The organism is Rhodoferax sp. GW822-FHT02A01 (assembly GCF_038784515.1).
Lineage (GTDB): Bacteria > Pseudomonadota > Gammaproteobacteria > Burkholderiales > Burkholderiaceae_C > Allorhodoferax.
On the sequence record NZ_CP152376.1, the window covers coordinates 643107 to 663807 of the forward strand.

General features: G+C 60.7%; 23 protein-coding genes. 15 read left to right on the forward strand and 8 right to left on the reverse strand.

All coding sequences use genetic code 11. The annotated features are described in order from the left end of the window. Positions 1-167: 167 nt before the first annotated feature. The 5 genes from AAGF34_RS03005 (at position 168) to AAGF34_RS03025 (ending at position 4497) form a co-directional block, all read left to right on the forward strand. The gene (locus tag AAGF34_RS03005) at positions 168-1829 is read left to right on the forward strand and encodes an L-lactate permease (protein ID WP_342619152.1); all 1662 of its coding nucleotides are present in this window, start codon (positions 168-170) and stop codon (positions 1827-1829) included. Between the two features lie 15 nt (positions 1830-1844). Further along, on the forward strand, positions 1845-2300 hold the full coding sequence (locus AAGF34_RS03010; protein WP_342619153.1) for a universal stress protein: 456 nt from the start codon (positions 1845-1847) through the stop codon (positions 2298-2300). 125 nt (positions 2301-2425) lie between these two features. Further along, positions 2426-2770 (forward strand): STAS domain-containing protein, encoded by a 345-nt coding sequence (locus tag AAGF34_RS03015; RefSeq protein ID WP_342619154.1) that lies wholly within the window; start codon positions 2426-2428, stop codon positions 2768-2770. A gap of 8 nt (positions 2771-2778) precedes the next feature. Beyond that, a complete protein-coding gene (locus AAGF34_RS03020; protein ID WP_342619155.1) occupies positions 2779-3213 on the forward strand; it encodes an ATP-binding protein in 435 nt (144 codons plus the stop codon). Between the two features lie 9 nt (positions 3214-3222). Further along, a complete protein-coding gene (locus tag AAGF34_RS03025) occupies positions 3223-4497 on the forward strand; it encodes a SpoIIE family protein phosphatase (protein ID WP_342619156.1) in 1275 nt (424 codons plus the stop codon). A 36-nt stretch (positions 4498-4533) separates the two neighbouring features. Here the strand turns inward: AAGF34_RS03025 and AAGF34_RS03030 are convergent, their stop codons facing one another. The 5 genes from AAGF34_RS03030 to pobA form a co-directional block, all read right to left on the reverse strand. Beyond that, the gene (locus tag AAGF34_RS03030; protein WP_342619157.1) at positions 4534-6762 is read right to left on the reverse strand and encodes a SulP family inorganic anion transporter; all 2229 of its coding nucleotides are present in this window, start codon (positions 6760-6762) and stop codon (positions 4534-4536) included. Positions 6763-6919: 157 nt separating this feature from the next. Beyond that, positions 6920-7147: a hypothetical protein gene (locus AAGF34_RS03035; RefSeq protein WP_342619158.1), complete on the reverse strand. Its 228-nt coding sequence runs from the start codon at positions 7145-7147 to the stop codon at positions 6920-6922. Further along, complete coding sequence (locus tag AAGF34_RS03040) at positions 7147-7332, reverse strand: DUF3563 family protein (protein WP_342619159.1); 186 nt, start codon at positions 7330-7332, stop codon at positions 7147-7149. Before AAGF34_RS03040 ends, AAGF34_RS03035 begins: the two co-directional genes overlap by 1 nt. Before the next feature lie 115 nt (positions 7333-7447). After that, on the reverse strand, positions 7448-8032 hold the full coding sequence (locus AAGF34_RS03045; protein WP_342619160.1) for a hemerythrin domain-containing protein: 585 nt from the start codon (positions 8030-8032) through the stop codon (positions 7448-7450). 40 nt (positions 8033-8072) lie between these two features. Continuing rightward, positions 8073-9245, reverse strand: a complete 1173-nt coding sequence (pobA, locus tag AAGF34_RS03050) for a 4-hydroxybenzoate 3-monooxygenase (protein ID WP_342619161.1) — start codon at positions 9243-9245, stop codon at positions 8073-8075. Positions 9246-9449: 204 nt separating this feature from the next. Here pobA and AAGF34_RS03055 point away from each other — a divergent pair, with 204 nt between their 5' ends. From AAGF34_RS03055 to AAGF34_RS03075, 5 genes are read left to right on the forward strand one after another with little or no spacing between them, the layout of a single operon-like run. Further along, a complete protein-coding gene (locus AAGF34_RS03055; protein ID WP_342621022.1) occupies positions 9450-10595 on the forward strand; it encodes an ABC transporter substrate-binding protein in 1146 nt (381 codons plus the stop codon). Between the two features lie 9 nt (positions 10596-10604). Continuing rightward, positions 10605-11480 (forward strand): branched-chain amino acid ABC transporter permease, encoded by an 876-nt coding sequence (locus AAGF34_RS03060; RefSeq protein ID WP_342619162.1) that lies wholly within the window; start codon positions 10605-10607, stop codon positions 11478-11480. Beyond that, positions 11477-12424 (forward strand): branched-chain amino acid ABC transporter permease, encoded by a 948-nt coding sequence (locus AAGF34_RS03065; RefSeq protein WP_342619163.1) that lies wholly within the window; start codon positions 11477-11479, stop codon positions 12422-12424. Before AAGF34_RS03060 ends, AAGF34_RS03065 begins: the two co-directional genes overlap by 4 nt. Then, positions 12421-13194 (forward strand): ABC transporter ATP-binding protein, encoded by a 774-nt coding sequence (locus AAGF34_RS03070; RefSeq protein WP_342619164.1) that lies wholly within the window; start codon positions 12421-12423, stop codon positions 13192-13194. The genes AAGF34_RS03065 and AAGF34_RS03070 overlap by 4 nt, the downstream gene beginning before the upstream one ends. After that, positions 13187-13912: an ABC transporter ATP-binding protein gene (locus AAGF34_RS03075; protein WP_342619165.1), complete on the forward strand. Its 726-nt coding sequence runs from the start codon at positions 13187-13189 to the stop codon at positions 13910-13912. The genes AAGF34_RS03070 and AAGF34_RS03075 overlap by 8 nt, the downstream gene beginning before the upstream one ends. A 25-nt stretch (positions 13913-13937) precedes the next feature. Here AAGF34_RS03075 and queE read toward each other — a convergent pair whose 3' ends face one another. The 3 genes from queE to AAGF34_RS03090 all read right to left on the reverse strand — a co-directional run bounded on the left by queE (position 13938) and on the right by AAGF34_RS03090 (position 16702). Then, entirely contained in the window at positions 13938-14573 is a 636-nt protein-coding gene (gene queE / locus AAGF34_RS03080) for a 7-carboxy-7-deazaguanine synthase (RefSeq protein ID WP_342619166.1), read from the reverse strand. Positions 14574-14576: 3 nt separating this feature from the next. Continuing rightward, positions 14577-15665: a 6-carboxytetrahydropterin synthase gene (locus AAGF34_RS03085; protein WP_342619167.1), complete on the reverse strand. Its 1089-nt coding sequence runs from the start codon at positions 15663-15665 to the stop codon at positions 14577-14579. A 116-nt stretch (positions 15666-15781) separates the two neighbouring features. Continuing rightward, on the reverse strand, positions 15782-16702 hold the full coding sequence (locus AAGF34_RS03090; protein WP_342619168.1) for a LysR substrate-binding domain-containing protein: 921 nt from the start codon (positions 16700-16702) through the stop codon (positions 15782-15784). A 102-nt stretch (positions 16703-16804) separates the two neighbouring features. On the opposite strand from AAGF34_RS03090, the gene AAGF34_RS03095 reads away from it, so the two are divergent. From AAGF34_RS03095 to ligA, 5 genes are read left to right on the forward strand one after another with little or no spacing between them, the layout of a single operon-like run. Then, on the forward strand, positions 16805-17524 hold the full coding sequence (locus AAGF34_RS03095) for a substrate-binding domain-containing protein (RefSeq protein ID WP_342619169.1): 720 nt from the start codon (positions 16805-16807) through the stop codon (positions 17522-17524). Between the two features lie 50 nt (positions 17525-17574). Continuing rightward, entirely contained in the window at positions 17575-18615 is a 1041-nt protein-coding gene (locus AAGF34_RS03100) for an amidohydrolase family protein (RefSeq protein ID WP_342619170.1), read from the forward strand. 2 nt (positions 18616-18617) lie between these two features. Then, on the forward strand, positions 18618-19301 hold the full coding sequence (gene ligK, locus AAGF34_RS03105; protein ID WP_342619171.1) for a 4-carboxy-4-hydroxy-2-oxoadipate aldolase/oxaloacetate decarboxylase: 684 nt from the start codon (positions 18618-18620) through the stop codon (positions 19299-19301). An 11-nt stretch (positions 19302-19312) separates the two neighbouring features. Then, a complete protein-coding gene (locus tag AAGF34_RS03110; RefSeq protein WP_342619172.1) occupies positions 19313-20257 on the forward strand; it encodes an amidohydrolase family protein in 945 nt (314 codons plus the stop codon). After that, a complete protein-coding gene (ligA, locus tag AAGF34_RS03115) occupies positions 20258-20701 on the forward strand; it encodes a protocatechuate 4,5-dioxygenase subunit alpha (RefSeq protein ID WP_342619173.1) in 444 nt (147 codons plus the stop codon).

Below are 20701 nucleotides of genomic sequence, written 5' to 3' on the forward strand. Positions count from 1 at the left end.
ACGCCATTTCAAGTGGTCTTACCAGTTTAGCATCCCTGCCCTTCAAAAAATCTCTCACCCCTGTCTCGATAAATTCAATTGACGCAATCTAGAAGTTATCGTGTAATTCTGCCGCACATAGTGGTAATACCACTTTACCTTTTCTAAATTCCAACGAGGAGACTTTCATGGTCTGGCAGCAAATCTACGACCCGTTCGGGAATATGGTCATCTCTACGCTACTGGCCGCAGTGCCGGTGGCCGTGATGCTGATCTGCCTGGGCCTTCTGCATATCAAGGCACATATCGCTGCGGCGCTGGGCCTGGTCAGCGCTCTGGCGATTGCCGTGCTGGCCTACGGCATGCCGGCAGAGATGGCGGGCAAAGCGGCACTGTTGGGCGGGTTCACCGGTCTGCTGCCGATTGGCTGGATCGTGCTCAACATCATCTTCCTGCAGCAATTGGCCGAGCAAAACGGCAGCTTCAAGGTGCTGCAGGACTCCCTGTCCGGCATTACCACCGACCGGCGTCTGCAGTTGCTTCTGATTGCCTTTTGCTTCGGCGCCTTCTTTGAAGGGGCCGCCGGCTTTGGCACTCCGGTAGCCGTGACCGCGGGCATCCTGATCGGTCTGGGCTTTTCTCCGCTGGCGGCCTCCGGCCTGTCGCTGATTGCGAACACGGCGCCCGTGGCCTTTGGCGCCCTGGGCTCGCCGGTGATCACGCTGGCCAAGGTGCACGGTTACGACCTGATGCAGGTCACCGCCATGATCGGACGCCAGTTGCCCTTCTTCTCGCTGCTGGTACCGTTCTGGCTGATCTGGGCCTTTGCCGGGCGCAAGGCGATGCTGGAAATCTGGCCCGCCATTCTGGTGACCGGTCTGTCGTTTGCCATCCCCCAATACCTGGTCTCCAACTTCATCGGCCCCGAATTGGTAGACATCATCGCCGCCCTGGTCTCCATGACTTCGCTGATCCTGTTCTTGCGCGTCTGGCAACCCAGGAAGATCTGGCGCTCCCCTTCGCTCAAGGGCCACGAGAATGATGGTGGAGACGCCAAGGCCGAAGTGGCACCTGCGGTGCACTCCAAGGCCGCGCTCATGCAGGCCTGGACACCCTGGATCATCCTGACAGCCTTTGTGTTCGTATGGGGATTGCCACCGGTCAAGGCATTCCTCAACAGCCTGTATGCGCCGGCCTTCCCCATGCCGGGCTTGCACAACATGGTGGAAAAGGTGGCCCCCGTGGTGGCCAAACCCACGAAGGAAGCCGCGGTCTACACGCTCAACATCCTGTCGGCCACCGGCACCGGCATTCTGCTGTCCGCCATCGTGGGCGCCCTGGTGATGAAATACAAACCACTGGAAATCGTACGCACCTTTGGTCGCACCGCCTGGTTGGTGCGCTATTCGCTGGCCACCATCGTGCTGATGCTGGGACTTGGCACGCTGACGCGCTACTCCGGAACCGACACCACGCTGGGCCTGGCCTTTGCCAACACCGGCGTGCTCTATCCCTTCTTCGGCACGCTGATGGGCTGGATTGGCGTGGCCATGACGGGCTCTGACACGGCCAGCAACGTGCTGTTCGGCGGTATGCAAAAGGTGGCTGCAGAACAGCTGGGTCTTTCCCCCAACCTGATGGGCGCGGCCAACAGCTCTGGCGGCGTCATGGGCAAGATGATCGACGCACAAAGCATTGTGGTGGCCTCCACCGCCACGCGCTGGTTCAACCACGAAGGCGACATCCTGCGCTACGTGTTCTTCCACTCCATCGCCCTGGCCTGTCTGGTTGGCATCTTCGTGACGCTGCAGGCCTATGTGTTCCCGTTCACGGCCATGGTCGTCCACTAAACGAAAGGCAAGCGTATGTACACCAAAGTATTTGTCGCCATCGACAACAGCAGCACCGCCAGAAAGGCGTTGGAAGAAGCCATTGCACTGGCTCGCGCCCTCAAGGCTGAGCTGTGCATTGCCTTTGTCGCCGATGAGGCCGGACTCATGCAGCATGGAATGGGGCTTGGCAGTTATATCGACGTCAACAAGGTCAAGGCCGACATGCAAAACATGGGCAACCAGTTGCTGGATGAAGCCGTTGCCAAGGCGACAGCGTCAGGCTGCCAGGCACAAAAGCTCCTGATCGAATCGGCCAACCGCCGTGTGGCGGAAACGCTGTCCGAAGCCGCTACCCGCTGGGGCGCCAATCTGCTGGTCATCGGGGCCCACGGGGTGCGGGGCGTGGAGCGCCTGCTGGTGGGCAGCGTGGCCGAAAACCTGACGCGCATCTGCAGCATCTCGCTGCTGATTGTTCGCCAGGGGCACTAGCAAGGGTTGGGACCATGGTGAAAAAGAGTTGTCATATTTGTTTCACATATTTGACTTACCCTCGTTGGAAGCCCGTATGACGGACCTTCTTCACTTCCCAGCCTTTACCAACGGGGATCCCTGCCATGGCCATCGATTTTCAAGACATCACCGACACACTGCGCAAAGTTACCCTGACCGGCCGTCTGGATCTGCCCGGCACGGATGAAATCTCCACCAAGTTTGCGGCACTGTCCGCCACCAGCAACCGCCGCGTCATTGTGGATTTGAGCGGCGTGAGCTTTCTGGCCTCCATCGGAATCCGTGCCATCATCACCAATGCAAAGGCTTTGCAGCAAAGGGGGGGACGCATGGTTCTGTTTGTGGGCGACAACGCGCCGGTGTACAAGACACTGGAAACCACCGGCATCGATAGCCTGATCCCCATGTTCACCGAACTGTCCGAGGCCGAGAAGGCACTCAACGGATAACGCACGGCATGACTGCGCTGGGAACGCATTTCCGTTCTGACATCTGCGTTCAGGCGAACGCTTCGGAAGTACGCCGTGCATCCGAATGGATGGCACAGCACGCCACCGAACACGGCGTTCCGGCCGACCAGATGGGTCGCCTGGACTTGTGTCTGAACGAGGCGCTGGCCAACGTGATCGCGCATGCTTACTCGGGCAGTGAAAACAAGCCTATCAGATTGACATTGGAAGTCTGCGACTGCGCGCAGGCCGCCGTCACCGTCACCGACGAAGGCCCGGCCTTCGACATGGCCTCGGCACCTTTGCCCGAGCGGCCACAAACCCTGGCCGATGCCGAGCCGGGTGGTCTGGGTTTGATGATGATCCGCAGCTTTTCCGACGACGTGGCGTATCGCCGCATTGACGGCAAGAACGAACTCACCTTCCGGGTGCACTGGGGCTAGCCTTCCCTGATGACCACCCAATTCCCACGCAAATTCAAGGACAGGGAAGAGCGCCGGCACGTGCGCATGCCGCACCACCCCGAACGCCGCAAGGAAGAGCGCAGGCGCGAAGAGCTGGAATGGATCCCCCTGTTTCGCGACATCCCACCGGCGCAGCTCAGGGATGCACTGGCGGACTGTGAAGTTCTGGAACTACCAGCCGACACCCGACTGCTCTCGCCGGGAGAAATCAACCACAGCATCTTCATCCCCCTGTCCGGCACCGTGGTGGTCCGGCTCAACAGTGGACAGGGTGCGACTTCTGAAATCCCCATCGTCAACGGCGAATGCGTGGGCGAAATGTCTGCCATTGACGGCAAGGCCGTATCGGCCCTGGTCATCGCGGTCAGCGAAACACGGGTACTGAAAATTCCAGCGGACATATTCTGGGATCGACTGATGACCATGCCCAGCGTGGCACGCAATCTGCAGAGAACCTTGAGCGAGCGGGTACGCAGAACCAACGACCTCGCCCTGAAGGCCCAAAGGGAACAGCTGGAGTTGATGCATTTGCGCAAGGAGCTGGCCGTTGCCACCCAATTGCAGGCCAGCATGTTGCCGCTGCAACGCCCCATCTTCCAGCAACGTCCCGAACTTGACGTGTGTGGCTTCATGGAGCCGGCCTCCAACGTGGGTGGCGATCTCTTTGACGCATTTTTTGTGGACGACCACCAGTTGTTTTTCTGCATCGGTGATGTGTCGGGGCACGGCGTGGCGTCGGCACTGTTCATGGCGCGGGCCATTGGTCTGTTGCGCCTGCTGGCGATCAAGACCGATGACCCCAGCCAGTTGCTCACGGAACTCAATGACAGACTCTGCATCGCCAACGAGACGAATATCTTCCTGACTATTTTCTGTGGCTTCTACGATGTCCGCTCCGGGCAAGTGCGTTACTCCAATGGCGGGCACTGCGCACCACTGCTGCTGACGCACACCGGCGCGCGTTTTCTGCCGGTGCCCAAAGGCCCGCTCATTGGCGCGTTTGAGGGCGTTCGATTTGGAAAAGAGCACCAGACGCTGCAACTCGGCGAGCTGCTTTTTTGCTACACGGACGGTGTGACCGAGGCGCAGATGCCCGATGGCACCGAATATTCGGAGGAACGCTGCATCAACCTGCTGCAGGCCAGCCGGCACCTGACGCTGGCTGAACTGCTGGACACGGTGCGCTTCGACGTGGCACGGTTCACCGACAAGCAGGTGCTGGATGATGATTGCACCATGCTGGCGGTCAAGCGGCTGCGCTGAGACAGCTGCTGCCGCCTCGGCGCAAAGTCCACCCCACTATTTGTTGACGACGCTGAGCATGCTGTCGCCCCATACCGCGCTGGGCGTCTCCCACTCCTGGGCCAACACGGCCGAGGTGCTGCGCACACGTTGAGACAACTCCCTGGCAATGTTGCGGGTGATCTTGAGCGCCGCTTGCGGGTGGTCGCGTACCAAGGCGGCGATGCCCTGGTTGTCCAACAGTACCGCCTGCACCGGCGTATCCGCCGTTACCGTTGCCGACCGGGTGTTGCCGTCAATCAAACCCATCTCACCGACAAACTGGCCCGGACCAAAGGTTGCCAGCCGCATGGAGCTGGCACCCGCCCCCGCCAGAATGCTGACCTGCCCGGACTGCAACATCCACACGCCGTTGGAAGGATCGTCCTTGCGAAACAGCGCCATGCCGGCTTCCACTTGGCGCTCCTCGGCCACCATCAGCACGGCAGTGATTTCGTCTTCATCCAGCCCCCGCAGCAAGCTGTTGCCTTCGACGACGCGCGCGGCCTGTGCCCTGGGCAGAGCGGTTGCGTTTTGCAACACCCATTCCTCGCAACGCTCCAGGCCGCGGTCCAGATCAATGCACTGATCCAGCACTGGAACACTGTCCAGAGCAGTCTGCAGACTGGGCACACGGCACTTGGACAAGCCGGCTATCACCACCTGCAGGTTGCGCTCCTTGAGTGCACGCACCAGCCAGAGCACTGCGTCACGACCGCTGGGGTCTGCATCCTGCACGGCACTGACGTCTATGACCGCGCAGATGCAGTCTTCGTCAAGCTCATCCGCCAACTGGGTGATGCGCGCACTGTTGCCGAAAAACAGATGGCCAGTCATGCGCAGCACACCCACGTGGTGGGCCAGATGCGTCAGCGCATCCGCTTCCGCAAGCGTGCGTATGCGGCGGGAGCGCACGCCATCCAGATACACCCAACGCGCGGTCAGGTTGGCCGAAACACGGCGCAACACCACCAGACAGGACAGCCCCACACCTGCAAAAGTAGCCCAGATCAGATTGCCAAAAAAACCCACCAGCGAAATCACCACCGTGATCCAGAAGCCCAGGTCACTGGCTTGCGGCCTGGTCCAGCGGCGGGTATGCACAACCTGCGACAGGCTTTCCAGGAACGCCGGGCTCACCATCATGGTCGACTGCAGTATCAGCAACCCGGCCGCCAGACCGGCTGGCAACGCCATGAGCCAGGGATTGAGGAACGCCAGTCCAATGCCGCTGACCGCAAAGCAGACAAAAGACGTCATACGCCCCCGTCCGCCCGAGAGCCTGGCCGCAACGCTGTACACCGGGCTACCGCTGCAGGGCAAGCTGCCCACCAAGGCGCCCACCATATTGGCCCCACCCAAGGCGATCAACTCGCGGTCTGCGCTGAATCTCGCACCGAACCGAATCTCCATGGTGCTGGCCGCGGTGAATGTCTCGAGCACCATTACCAGAGCCAGCGTAATGGTTGCCGGAATGCCCTGCTTGATCAGCACGCCAAGGTGCACGCCATGGAGTGACGGCCACAGCGCTGCGGACATCCATTGCACGGGATCCTGCCCGCCTGAAGCCGCTTCCGACTCCACGTGCAGCCCCCCTAGAAGCATCACACACAGCAAACCCGAGAGCAGCACCATGACGACTGTGGGAAGGAATCGCAACAGGTGCAAACGCCGCTGAACCGGCGGCCAGGCCAGATGCACCGCCAACATGGTTGCCGCCGTCAGGCCTGCGGCCACTCCACCCGCGTCCACCTTGTGCGCAGCCAGCACGAGCAGGATCAGCGCGGTGCCATTGCTGATGCCGGAGGTCACCGGTGTAGGAATCATTTTGAACACCCGCCCCAGCCGCAACAGGCCCGACAGCAGAATCAGGAAGCTGGCGATCAGGTACATCACGCTGGCCGCAGCCAGCCCCATGCGCAATTGGGAGAGTGTCAATACGGCGTTGCTGCGTACCGGGGCATCTGACGCGAGAAGAGCCATGTTCAGCACCAATGCCGCATACGTTGCAGTGGAGGCAATGCGTGGGCCGGCGATGACGGCGCTGGAGCCCCTGAACCACAACCGCAATACGGGAATGAACGTGATGGCCAGCAGGGTCCCCCACAGGCCAGCGCCCGCCGCCAGGGCCCCGAGAATACCCACAGATAGCAGGCTCGGGGTAAGCAGCATGGGTATGCCCTGAAGCGCGCTCTCGATACCGCCACGCAGTTCGCTGCGCCAAGCGTGAATTTTTGTAGTGGACACCCTTTTCCCCTTGCGCAGAAAGGATGCCGAACGTGTTACTCATTCCGGAAGCCTGACTTCCGGTTGTTCCTCGCCGATTCATTGCCCGACATCAATACGCCGGGCTATTTTGCTACGACACGGCCGTGCGAATTGGATTGGTCGAAGAATGATGGAGTCAGTAACGCCGAGCCATGCAACCCAGCGCCAGACGCTCCAGGGCGCTGATGGTGTGCTCAAACCGGGCGGATGCAATCAGGGAGCGCTCCACCAGACCAGCACGTACCGACTTGGCGTACTGCTCGCGCGCCACGTCAAACGGCAGCGCAAGCATGTCACTGCCAAGACGCGTCATGCTCTTGAGCACTGCAGGCACAGCGGCGGCGCTCTCGATAACGGGAGTCATCAGTGGATCGCTCCACCCAAGGCCGGGCAGTTGAGACCCGATTGCTGACTGCGATGGTCGATTTCCCAGATGCGGCGCTCGACGTCATAGATGTCTACGGCCTGATTCAGATACTTCTCATCCAGCTCTTGTTGCGAGGGAATGTGAGGAACAAGAGCCTTGATGAGCTCAACAAAGTGGGACATGGTAAGTCCTTAATAAAGTGCGATGACTTAATTATAAGGGTTTACCCTAGTGTTTCAACCCCTATAGACTGAAACACCCAATCCGGTGCCGTTAGGCAACGGCCTTTGCAAAGCCTCAGTTCGGCCCGAGTCCGATCGGTGCCGGAGCCGTGGAAACAATGCGTGAGTACAAACGGTCATACACCGGGTCGCGCGCATATTTGCCGTTGAGCGGGTCGGTGTTTTGTTCAAACGCAGTATCCAGCTCCTTCCAGTCTGCTTCTGTCAAATGCTGTATGGCTTGCGGCAGGATGATGGATTCTTCGAGCCGCATATGGTCCATGTAGGAGTCGATGTACTGCGTGCACCGCTCCTCGAAAACCTTCCTGCGGGTATCTCCCAGCAACTCCCAGGCCGACAGCAGGTGCTGCAGTGCACGCACGCCCGCCTCGCTGTGTTCGTGGTCCTGCTCCAGGCGGTTCAGGGTGTCCTTGACCTCGGGCGCAACCTTGAGCACTTTGGGAAACAGCAGCGCCGACTCCTTGGTGTGGTGCAGCTTTTCCGGGAATTCGTCGATGTAGAACAGCATGGCCCGCAGCACGTCGAAGTATTGCTGGGCATCCTGACCGGGACCACGCTCCAGCATCATGCGCAAGGACTGCAACATGGCTGCCAGAGATGAATGTTCTTCGCGAATGATTTGCAGACTGCTGTGTTTCATGGTGACTCCTCAATTTATTGTTTCAAACTTCATACCCACTCTATAGCGGCAGGCCCACATAGTTTTCTGCCATCACGGTGGAGGCTGCCTTGGAGCCGATCAGGTACTCCAACTCAGCTTCCTGCAATTTCTGCCCGATGGCGCCATCATTGGGAAAACGATGCATCAGATTGGTAAACCACCACGAAAAACGCTCACCCTTCCAGATACGGCGCAGGCAGCGGTCAGAGTAATGGTTGATGCCGGCCTCACTACGCTCCTTGTAAAACTCGATGATGGATCCGCACAGGTACTTCACGTCCGAGGCCGCCAGATTCAGTCCCTTGGCACCGGTAGGTGGCACGATATGCGCCGCGTCACCCGCCAGGAACATGCGGCCAAAGCGCATGGGCTCGGCAACGAAACTGCGTAGCGGAGCAATGCTCTTTTCAAGCGATGGCCCCGTCACCAGCTTCTCGCGTGCAGGCGGGTCCAGACGCAGACGCAGCTCCTGCCAGAACGCTTCGTCCGACCAGTCTTCCACGCGGTCACTCAGCGGCACCTGGAGATAGTAGCGGCTGCGCGTCTGGCTGCGCATGGAGCACAGCGAAAAACCACGCGTACTATTGGCATAGATCAACTCTTCATGCACCGGCGGGGTATCGGACAACAAGCCCAGCCAACCGAAGGGATAGACCTTTTCGTATTCGGTTACGGCACCGCGTGGCACGCTGGCACGGCAGACGCCATGGAAACCGTCACACCCTGCAATGAAATCACATTCGATTTCATGCGTCTTGCCATCCTTCTCATAGCGCACACGCGGCTTCAGGGTGTCAAAGTCATGGACCGTTACGTTACCGGCCTCGTATACCGTGGGCAAATTGGCGGTCTTGCGCGCGTCCATGAGGTCGCGCGTCAATTCGGTCTGGCCGTACACCATCACCTGCTTGCCACCTGTGAGCCCGGTCATGTCGATGCGGTGACGCTCGCCGCCGAACAGCATGTCAAAGCCGTGGTGGGGAATGCCTTCCTTGTGCATGCGCGTGCCAACGCCTGCCTCATCCAACAAATCGATGGTGACCTGCTCCAGAATGCCCGCGCGGATGCGGCCCAATACATATTCACCGGTCTGCCGCTCCAGAATGATGGCGTCAATCCCCGCCTTGTGCAGCAACTGTCCGAGCAACAGGCCCGAGGGGCCAGCGCCTATGATGGCTACTTGTGTACGCATTTAAATGACTCCTGCTTTTACGAATTTCATGCTACGGCAATCATGGATCAGTTGGGGTGGAACCAGCCGCTAGCAGCTATCTAAAATCGTTATAGCTACCAGTATGAAATCGCGCTTGCCAATAGGTCGTTTTGCGAACACCATGCCACATAATTCGCTTTTTACAGGAGACAAAACGTGCAAAAACGCGTACTGATCGGCGCCATGTCCATGGCCATCGCCACTCTGTGGTCAGGTGCTGCCTTCGCTGATGGCAACACATTCAAGATCGGACTGATCCTGCCCATGACCGGACAGCAGGCCACCACGGGTCGCCAGATCGAAGCTGCAGCGCGCCTGTACATGGCGCAAAACGGTGACACGGTTGCCGGCAAGAAGATCGAGCTGATCGTCAAGGACGACACCAGCGTGCCTGACGTCACCAAGCGCATGGCACAGGAACTGGTCGTGAACGACAAGGTCAACGTACTGGCCGGCTTCGGCATCACGCCGTCCGCATTGGCCGTGGCCCCCATCGCCACCCAATCCAAGACACCGGAAGTGGTGATGGCAGCAGCCACCTCCAGCATCACGGAATCTTCGCCCTACATCATCCGCACCAGCTTCACGCTACCGCAGGCATCCGTGTCGCTAGCCGACTGGGCTCCCAAGAACGGCATCAAGAAGGTCGTCACCCTGGTGAGCGATTACGGCCCCGGCATCGATGCCGAAAAGTTCTTCAAGGAACGCCTGACCTTCAACGGCGGCCAGGTCATCGAATCCCTGCGCGTGCCCCTTCGTGGACCGGACTTTGCGCCCTTCCTGCAAAAAGTGCGTGACCTCAAGCCCGATGCGCTGTTTGTGTTTGTGCCCTCCGGTGCGGGCGCAGCAGTCATGAAGCAGTTCCTGGAACGCGGCATGGACAAAGCCGGCATCCGCCTGATCGGCACTGGTGACATCACCGATGACGATCAACTCAACGACATGGGCGATGGCGCTTTGGGCGTGGTGACTTCCCACCACTATTCCACCTATCACCAGTCGCCTGCCAACAAGAAGTTTGTTGAGGCCTTCCAGAAAGCCAACAAGAACCTGCGCCCCAACTTCATGGCTGTGGGTGGCTATGACGGCATGCGCGTAATTTACGAAGCACTCAAGGCCACCAAGGGCAATGGCGGCGGTGACGCCCTGCTGGCCGCCATGAAGGGCCAGATCTTTGAGAGCCCACGCGGCCCGGTGTTCATCGATGCGCAGACCCGCGACATCGTGCAGAACATCTATCTGCGCAAGGTGGAACGCAAGGAAGGCCAACTCTACAACGTGGAATTCGACGTGATCAAGGACGTCAAAGACCCTGGCAAGAACCGTTAATCGCACTCGATGTTGACACTGTTATTTGACGGTATCGCCTATGGCATGCTGTTGTTCATTCTTGCTGTAGGACTGGCCGTCACCATGGGGTTGATGAACTTCATCAACCTCGCCCACGGTGCGTTTGCGATGGTGGGGGGATACATCACGGTGTTGCTGATGCAACGCGCCGGTATGCCCTTTCTTCTGTGCCTGCCGCTGGCGTTTCTGGGTTCGGCGCTGCTCGGCGCCGTGCTGGAGCGCAGCCTGTACCGTCCGCTCTATAAAAAGCCGCACCTGGACCAGGTGCTGTTCTCCATCGGCCTGACCTTTATGGCGGTGGCCAGTGCCGACTACTTCATTGGCTCCACCCAGCAGATCATCCAGTTGCCCGAGTGGCTCAAGGGTCGCACCGAGCTGGGCGAAGGCGCGTGGATGCTGGGCATGGGGCATTACCGCCTGTTCATCATCGCCGTCTGTACCGCGCTCACCATTGCCCTGCAATATGTGCTGGCCAAGACCCGCTTTGGCAGCCGCCTGCGCGCCTCGGTGGATGACCAGCGCGTGGCCGCTGGACTGGGCATCAATGTGAATGTGGTGTTTCTGGCCACCTTTGCTGTGGGCTCGGGCCTGGCTGGACTCGGAGGCGCACTGGGCGCCGAGGTGCTGGGCCTGGACCCCACCTTTCCGCTGAAGTTCATGGTGTACTTTTTGATTGTGGTGGCTGTGGGCGGCACGTCCAGCATCACCGGCCCGCTGTTGGCAGCCCTGCTGCTGGGTGTGGCCGATGTGGCGGGCAAGTACTACATCCCCAAGCTGGGTGCTTTTATTGTGTATAGCCTGATGATTGCCATTCTGATCTGGCGTCCGCAGGGCCTGTTTGTGCGTCAAGGGGGCAAATCATGAAAGTCCCCAAAAGCTGGGCCTGGTGGGAATATGTGCTGTGGGTATTGCTGCTGGCTTCACCGCTGGTTTTGCCAGAGCGCGCACTCATCATCAATGAGATTGCCATCGTCGCGCTGTTTGCCGTGTCACTGGATTTGATCCTGGGCTTTACCGGTATCGTGTCGTTGGGCCATGCGGCATTCTTTGGTATGGGCGCCTACGTGGCAGCCCTGTTTGCCAAGCTGGTCATGCCCGACCCATTGCTGGGTCTGGCTGCCGCCATCGTGGTGTCCACCGTATTGGGCGCCTTTTGCAGCATGACCATCATCCGTGGCAGTGACCTCACGCGCCTGATGGTGACACTGGGCGTCGGTCTGATCCTGGCAGAGCTGGCCAACAAGCTGGACTGGCTCACCGGTGGCGCCGATGGCCTGCAGGGTGTGGTCATGGGGCCGCTCCTGGGCACGTTCGAATTTGACCTGTTTGGCAAGACGGCTGCATGGTATTCCCTGACCGTGCTGCTCATCATGTTCGTGCTGGCACGCCATCTGGTGCAATCGCCTTTCGGTGCCACGCTCAAGGCCATTCGGGACAACCGTCTGCGCGCCATGGCCATCGGTATTCCGGTGACGCAACGCATTGCGGTGGTCTACACCATTGCTGCCGGCATGGCCGGTGCGGCCGGCGGCCTGCTGGCGCAGACCAGCGGCTTTGCTTCGCTGGACGTGTTTGAGTTCCATCGCTCGGCTGACGTCATGCTGGTGTTGGTCGTGGGTGGCACGGGTTGGCTCTACGGTGGTGTGGCTGGCGCGCTGGTATTCACGCTGCTGCAGAACGTCATCTCCGCCATCACGCCCCAGTACTGGACCTTCTGGATTGGTCTGTTCCTGGTGGTACTGGTGCTGGTCGGACGCGAGCGGCTGCTACGCCCCTGGACCTGGTTTGGACGCGGAGGCAAGGCATGAGCGCGCAAGACAACATCGTGCTGAGCGCGCAAGGCCTAGTCAAGGTGTTTGGTGGCATCACCGCCACCAACAACGTGACACTGAACCTGCGCAAGGGCGCACGCCATGCGCTCATCGGCCCCAACGGTGCCGGCAAGACCACGCTGATCAACCTGCTGACCGGCGTGCTGACGCCCACCGAAGGACGCATCACGCTCGAAGGAAACGACATCAGCAACCTGCCACCCTACCAACGGGTACGCCGGGGCATGGTGCGCACCTTCCAGATCAACCAGCTGTTTGACACCATGACGCCCATGGAAACGCTGGCTCTCACAGTGTCGCAACAGCAAGGGCTGGGTGGCAAGTGGTGGCAGGCGCTGGGCTCCAACAAGAACGTCACGCGCCGCTGCGAAGAACTGCTGGAGCAATTCCACCTGACCAGCGTTGCGCACCAGACCACCAATGTGCTGGCCTACGGCAAGCGCCGTCTGCTGGAAATCGCCATCGCCCTGGCCTGCGAGCCGCGCGTGCTACTGCTCGACGAGCCGGTGGCTGGCGTTCCTGCGGGCGAGCGCGAGGAGCTGCTGCAAACGGTGGCTGCGCTGCCAGCGGATGTGTCCATCCTTTTGATTGAACATGACATGGATCTTGTCTTCAGCTTTGCCAACCGCATGACGGTGCTGGTCAACGGCACGGTGCTGACCGAAGGTTCGCCCGACGAAATCGCCAACGACCCACGGGTCAAAGAGGTGTATCTGGGCCATGGCGAAGGAGCACAGCATGGCTGATCTGCTGCGCGTGGAAAACCTCAGCGCGGGCTATGGCGAAGCCGTAGTGCTCAACGGCATCAACGTGTCATTGGCTGAAGGCCAGACCCTGGCGCTGCTGGGCCGCAACGGCACCGGCAAGACGACGCTCATCAACACCCTGGCTGGCGCCACGCGCCAGCACGGCGGCAGCATCACCCTAGGTGGTGTGGCCCTGCACAAGCTACCTTCGCACGAACGCGCCGCCGCTGGCATTGGCTGGGTTCCGCAGGAGCGCAACATCTTCAAATCACTGACGGTGGATGAAAACCTCACTGCGGTGGCGCGCCCCCCGCGTGCGGGCAGCAAGAATCCGCAGTGGACACCCAAACGCGTGTACGAAATGTTCCCGCGTCTGGCTGAGCGCAAATACAACCTGGGCACCCAGCTCAGCGGCGGCGAGCAACAGATGCTGGCCGTGGGCCGTGCACTGGTGCTGAACCCCAGCATCCTGCTGCTGGACGAACCGCTGGAAGGCCTGGCACCCATCATCGTGCAAGAGCTGCTGCGAGCCATTCGCAGCATCACCCAGAGCGAAGGGCTGGCAGCCATCATCGTGGAGCAGCATCCACAGGCGATCCTGGCTATCTCCGACACGGCTGCCGTGCTGGACCGCGGCACGGTGGTACACACCGACAGCGCTGACAACCTGCTGGCACAGCCCGAGCTGCTGGACAAGTTGCTAGGCGTAGCGCGCTAAGCCGGGTCGGCCCCGACCCCAGGGGCTAGGCGATACCGACGACCTTGTGCGTTTGAATGCTCAAGCGCCATTGCGGGTGCGCAAGACAGTACGCAATGGCGGCTTGCGTGTTGCGCTTGGCCTCCAGGCCATCCATGGGTTGCAGGAAGAAATGGGTGAACTCCAGCTGCGCAAAGCGCTCCGGCATGGCCAGGGCCTGAGGAAACACCAGCTTGAGTTCGCTGCCACGCGTGAGCACCAGCTCTGCGTCTGCCTTGGGGCTGACGCAGATCCAGTCCAGCCCCTCAGGCGCCGGCTGGGTTCCATTGGTCTCCACGGCGATTTCAAAACCCAGGCGGTGCATCGCGTCCACCAGTTCTTGGTCCAGTTGCAGCAGCGGTTCTCCGCCGGTAAACACCACCAACGGCTTGCCACCGGGGGCCAACGGCCAATGGTCCTGCACCGCCAGCGCCAAGGCGTCGGCTGACGCGAACTTGCCACCGCCCGGACCATCGGTACCGATGAAGTCGGTGTCACAGAACTGGCAGACGGCCTTGCTGCGGTCTTCTTCCCTTCCAGACCAAAGGTTGCATCCGGCAAAGCGGCAGAACACCGCCGCCCGCCCCGCCTGCCCGCCCTCGCCTTGCAGCGTGTAATACATTTCCTTGACGGTATAGGCCATGGCTTACACCGGCAGGGCCGGCGCCTCCAGATCGGTCGACACCACGGCGCCGCAACCCTGTGTCTCAAACAGGTCCACACGGTTGAGCTGCGGCAGTTGCGTGCGCGCCTTGGCCAGAATCCAGGCAGCGATGCTGGCCGTATCGCAATCGGCCAGGTCGGCTATTTCGTACAGAGGCCTATGGTCCAGTGCATCGAAGACCGGCTTGAACACCTGCTTCACGTCACCAAAGTCCACCGTCCAGCCCATGACCTGATCCAGCGCAGCGGTCAGATGCAGGCGCAAGGTGTAGGTGTGACCATGGATGCGGCGCAGCGCGCTGCCGTCGGGCGCACGGCGCAATTGCAGGGCACTGTCCAGCGTGAAGTCCTTCCAGATGCGGTAGTGGCTGCCGTCGAAGTTGGCGCCGCAGGACGCGGTTTCAAACACGGTGATCCAGGACAACTCCGGCAGCAGCGGCAGCAGCCGCTGCCACAACCAACTGGAGAGCATTTCGCTGGTCGGATTACCCAGACCGGGCAGGTCGTTCAGGCAGGCGAAATCGAGCTGCTGCTGCATGGGCGCCCAGACCGCATCCAGCACGTCGGCATCCACAACGCGCCCATTACACTGCTCCTTGGCATGCAGAATGACTTCAAAACCATGGCCGTGCATGCGCCCGCATTTGTGCCCGACCGGTACGTTGGGCAAACGGTGTGCCGACTGGAACACATAGCGTCGCCAGACGTGTGCCTGACCGGTTTGGTCCAGCGTGGCACCGCTGGTGGACGTGCTTTGCAACCCCACCTGGGTGATGGATGGCACTTGCAACTGCGATTGCAGCCAGCGCGCCAGATTGGCGTCGGTCGGTTGCTGCAACTGCTCATTCAGCAGACGGTAGTCCAGCTTGGAAATGGCCTGGGTCAGCGTACTGCGCAGCCGATCGACTTCCCCTCCGGGAAAGTGCGCCCAACCTTCGGGCGGGGCACAACGCACCGAGGCCATAAAACTGTGGCCATGCAGGCGGCCCAGCCGATGCTGTGCAGCAAGGCCATCGAGCTGCCGTGCCGCTTCAAAACCGGCCGATGCGGTGAAGAGGGTCTTTACATTCATTCTCAGGGGGTTCCAGGTCAAACACGCCGCAAATCCGGGCCACTGCACTGACCGTTCCGACTGCACGTAAAAGGTGCATTATCCAACGCCCGGAGATTTCACCCCCGGGACCCGCCTCAGGACAGGGACTCGATGGCCGACTTCACCACATCGGCCACCAGCGCATGCACGCCCTTGTGGGTCTCGGTGCTGGGGCGGCGCGCTGAAGTCACCAGCATCAGTTCGCACGCCAGTTGCGGGCTGTGCAGTCGGTGGGTAGTAAAGCTGTGGGGCTTGGGGAAATTGCTCAAGGTGTAGTGGGGCAACACGGCAAAGCCCAGCCCCTCGCCGACCAGTTCCAGAATGGCGTTGAGGCCATCCACCTCCAGCACGATCTCGGGCTTGAGGCGCAGATGGTCCAGCTCGGTGTCAATCAGAATGCGAAAGGCGTTGGGCCGGCTCGGCAGTATCAGCGGCAGCGATGCCAGCGCCGACAGCGGCATGCGCGCCTTCAGGTTCAGCCCTGGCATGCGCTTGACGCTGGCCTCGGAGGCAATCAGCACCAGGGTTTCGCGATGCAGCAGCCTGGTTTCGATTTCAGGGGAATGGGCGGTGTTGTACAGCACTGCCATATCCAGCCGGCCAGAGCGCAGCCCCTCATGCATCACCACCGAAAACCCTTCAGTCAGCGTCAGATGGGCGTTGGGCAGGCGCTTGCGGAACTCCAGGGTCAGCGGCACGGTGATGAGTTTGGACAGACTGGGTGGCAGGCCTATGGACACATGACCGCCCAAGGCACCGCGTGTGGCCTCCAGGTCTTCGCGCGCCAGCGCCACTTGGTGCAGGATGCCGCGGCCATGTTCCAGCAGCACCAGGCCCGGCTCGGTCAGCGTCACACCGCGACCATTGCGCAGCAGAAAGGTCTGTCGCAACTCGACTTCGAGCTGGCGCACATGGCGACTGAGCAAGGGCTGGGGAATGCCCAGAGCGGCGGCGGCACGGGTGAAACTGCCCAGTTCGGCCACCCGGACAAAGGATTCAATCTGTTTGAGGTCCATCGTTTTGTCTCGGTATATCTGTGGAATAGCTATGCGAATTGTTTATAACAGCTAGTGGGCATCGTTACACCGCTGAATGGGGGAAGTCCCTAGAATTTCCTCATGCAAAGCCCAAGCTCCGTCACCAGCGCGCCCGCCCTCAAGGGCATATCGTCCATGGCCACGCGCCAGCTCCTGAACGAGCTGCTGGCGCTGTATGCCGCGCGCGGCGGCAGCACGCTGCAACTCGAGTCGGTAGGCGGTGTGGACGCCGCCAAACGGGTGCAGGCGGACGAGCCTTTTGACATCGTCTTTCTGGCCAGTGACGCCATCGACAAGCTGGTGGCAGCCGGCAAGCTGGACGCGCAGAGCAAGGTGAATCTGGCCGACAGCGGTGTGGCATTGGCAGTACGTGCGGGTGCCGCGCAGCCCGACATCCGTTCAGCGGAAGCGGTGCGCCAGGCCGTACTGGCTGCCAGGAACATCAGCTACTCCACCGGCCCCAGCGGCGTGGCACTGGCAAAACTGTTTGATGTCTGGGGCATCACCGATCAATTGCAGGGCCGCATCGTCCAGGCGCCACCCGGCGTTCCGGTGGGCACCCTGGTGGCGCGTGGCGAGGTGGAGCTGGGCTTCCAGCAGCTGAGCGAACTCATCAATCTGGAAGGCATCACCCTGCTGGGCAATCTGCCTCCCGAGATCCAGATCACCACCACATTCTCCGCCGCCATCACATCCGCGTCCGCCCACAAGAAAGCGGCGCAGGAGTTGCTGCATTTCCTGGTGTCCGATGACGCAGCGGCCGCCAAGCGGCGCCAGGGCATGGAACCGGCTGCAGCCTAACCCGGGCAACCAATCCCACAACAAGCAAAGAGCCAACAAAGAGGAAACATATGAAAAAACCGCTCATCATTGACTGCCACGGCCACTACACCACGGCCCCCAAAGCGCTGGAGACCTGGCGCAATGCGCAGATCGCCGGCATCAAGGACCCGGCATCCGCTCCCAAGGCATCGGACCTGAAGATCAGTGACGACGAGCTGCGCGAAACCATCGAGCTCAACCAGTTGCGCCTGATGAAGGAGCGCGGCAGTGACATCACCTTGTTCAGCCCACGCGCCAGCTTCATGGCCCACCACATCGGTGACTTCCAGGTCTCCAGCACCTGGGCAGCCATCTGCAATGAGTTGTGCTTCCGTGTCAGCCAGCTTTTCCCCGACAACTTCGTGCCCGTGGCCATGCTGCCGCAATCCCCCGGTGTAGACCCCAAGACCTGCATCCCCGAGCTGGAGAAGTGCGTCAAGGAATACGGCAACGTCGGTATCAACCTGAACCCGGACCCGAGCGGCGGCCATTGGAACTCGCCGCCCTTGAGCGACAAGCACTGGTACCCAATCTACGAAAAGATGGTGGAGTACGACATCCCCGCCATGATCCACGTAAGCACCAGCTGCAACGCGTGCTTTCACACCACCGGCGCGCACTACCTGAACGCCGACACCACGGCCTTCATGCAGTGCCTCACCAGTGACCTGTTCAAGGACTTCCCCTCCCTGCGTTTCCTGATTCCGCATGGCGGCGGTGCAGTGCCCTACCACTGGGGGCGCTTCCGCGGTCTGGCACAGGAGCTCAAGAAGCCGCTGCTGGAAGAGCACTTGCTCAACAACATCTTCTTTGACACCTGTGTCTACCACCAACCCGGCATTGACCTGCTCAACACGGTGATCCCGGTGAAGAACGTGCTGTTTGCGTCCGAGATGATTGGTGCGGTGCGCGGCATTGATCCGCAGACCGGCCACTACTACGACGACACCAAGCGCTACATCGAATCGTCGAAGATTTTGAGCGATGACGACCGTTTCCAGATTTACGAAGGCAATGTGCGCCGCGTGTTCCCACGTCTTAACGCATTGCTGCAAAAGAAAGGCAAATAACCATGTACGAACTCGGAGTAGTCAAACGCAACATCACCCGCGCCGACAAGGCTGCGGTAGAGAAACTGAGCCGCTTCGGTGTGGCCACCATCCACGAGGCCATGGGTCGCGTGGGCCTGATGAAGACCTATATGCGTCCGGTCTACAAGGGCGCGCGCACCTGCGGTACCGCCGTGACCGTGCTGCTGCAACCCGGCGACAACTGGATGATGCATGTGGCCGCTGAACAGATTCAGCCCGGTGACGTGGTGGTAGCAGCCTGCACCACCGACAACACCGATGGCTTCTTCGGCGACCTGCTGGCGACCAGCTTCAAGGCACGCGGTGCGGCGGGCTTGGTGATCGACGGCGGAGTGCGTGACGCGGATGAATTGGAGAAGATGGGATTCCCCACCTTCAGCCGCGCCATCAGCGCAAAAGGCACCATCAAGGCCACACTGGGCTCCGTCAATATCCCGGTCGTCTGTGCCGGTGCGCAGGTGAATCCCGGTGACGTGGTGGTTGCCGACGTGGATGGCATCGTGGTCGTGCCCGCAGCCCGTGCACAGGAAGTGGCGGATGCCGCCGAGAAGCGCGAAAGCTTTGAAGGCGAAAAGCGTGAGAAGTTTGCCGCAGGCGTTCTGGGTCTGGACATGTACAAGATGCGCGAACCACTGGAAAAAGCCGGTCTGCGCTACATCGACTGAAAGCCGCACGCATGAGCAACGCTCCCAGCAAACCCACCACGGGTGACTTCACCAAGACCGCCGGATGGCTGGACTGGTACACCGGCCCGTCCAAGCCGCGCTTCCAGGTGCCCGCCGGCGCCGTGGACGCGCACTGCCATGTCTTCGGACCCGGTGCCGAATTCCCGTACGCGCCCGAACGCAAGTACACGCCTTGCGACGCCTCCAAGCACCAGCTCTACGCCTTGCGCGACCACCTGGGCTTTGCCCGCAACGTGGTGGTGCAGGCCACCTGCCACGGCGCCGACAACCGCGCCATGGTGGACGCGCTGCTGAACTCCGGTGGCAAGGCACGTGGCGTGGCCACCGTCAAACGCAGCGTGAGCGATGCCGAGATCCAGGCCATGCACGACGCCGGCGTGCGCGGCGTGCGCTTCAACTTCGTCAAGCGCCTGGTGGACTTCACCCCCAAGGACGAGCTGCTGGAAATCGCCGGCCGCATCGCCAAATGGGGCTGGCATGTGGTGATCTATTTCGAGGCAGTGGACTTGCCCGAGCTGTGGGACTTCTTCACCGCCCTGCCCACCACCGTGGTGGTGGACCACATGGGCCGCCCCGACGTGAGCAAGCCGATCGATGGTCCGGAGTTCGAGCTGTTCGTGAAGTTCATGCGCGAGCACAGCAATGTGTGGAGCAAGGTGAGCTGTCCTGAGCGCCTCTCGGTCACCGGACCCAAGGCCCTGGACGGCGAACAGAACGCCTACAAAGACGTTATCCCGTTTGCCAAGCGCATCGTCGAGGAATTCCCCGACCGCGTGCTCTGGGGCACGGACTGGCCGCACCCCAACCTCAAGGACCATATGCCCGACGATGGCTTGTTGGTGGATTTCATTCCCCATATCGCCACAACGCCAGAGCTGCAGAAGAAGCTTCTGGTCGACAACCCCATGCGCCTGTACTGGCCCGAGGAAAATTGAATGTCATTAGATAAACCATACCTGGATGTGCCCGGCACCATCATTTTTGATGCCGAGCAGTCGCGCAAGGGCTATCACCTCAACCAGTTCTGCATGAGCCTGATGAAGGCCGAGAACCGTGCCCGCTTCAAGGCCAACGAACGCGCCTATCTGGACGAGTGGCCCATGACCGAGGAGCAGAAGCAGGGCGTGCTCACACGCGACCTGAACCGCTGCATGGCTGCTGGCGGCAACATCTACTTTCTCGCCAAGATCGGCGCCACCGACGGCCTCTCATTCCAGCAGATGGCCGGCAGCATGACGGGCATGACCGAAGAGGAATACCGCAACATGATGATCAACGGCGGGCGCAGCGTAGAAGGCAACCGCTACATCGGTGAAGACGGTGACGCGCAGGCAAAGAACCAGCCCCAGGGCTCGGCCAACAAAAAAAGGGAAGCCTGA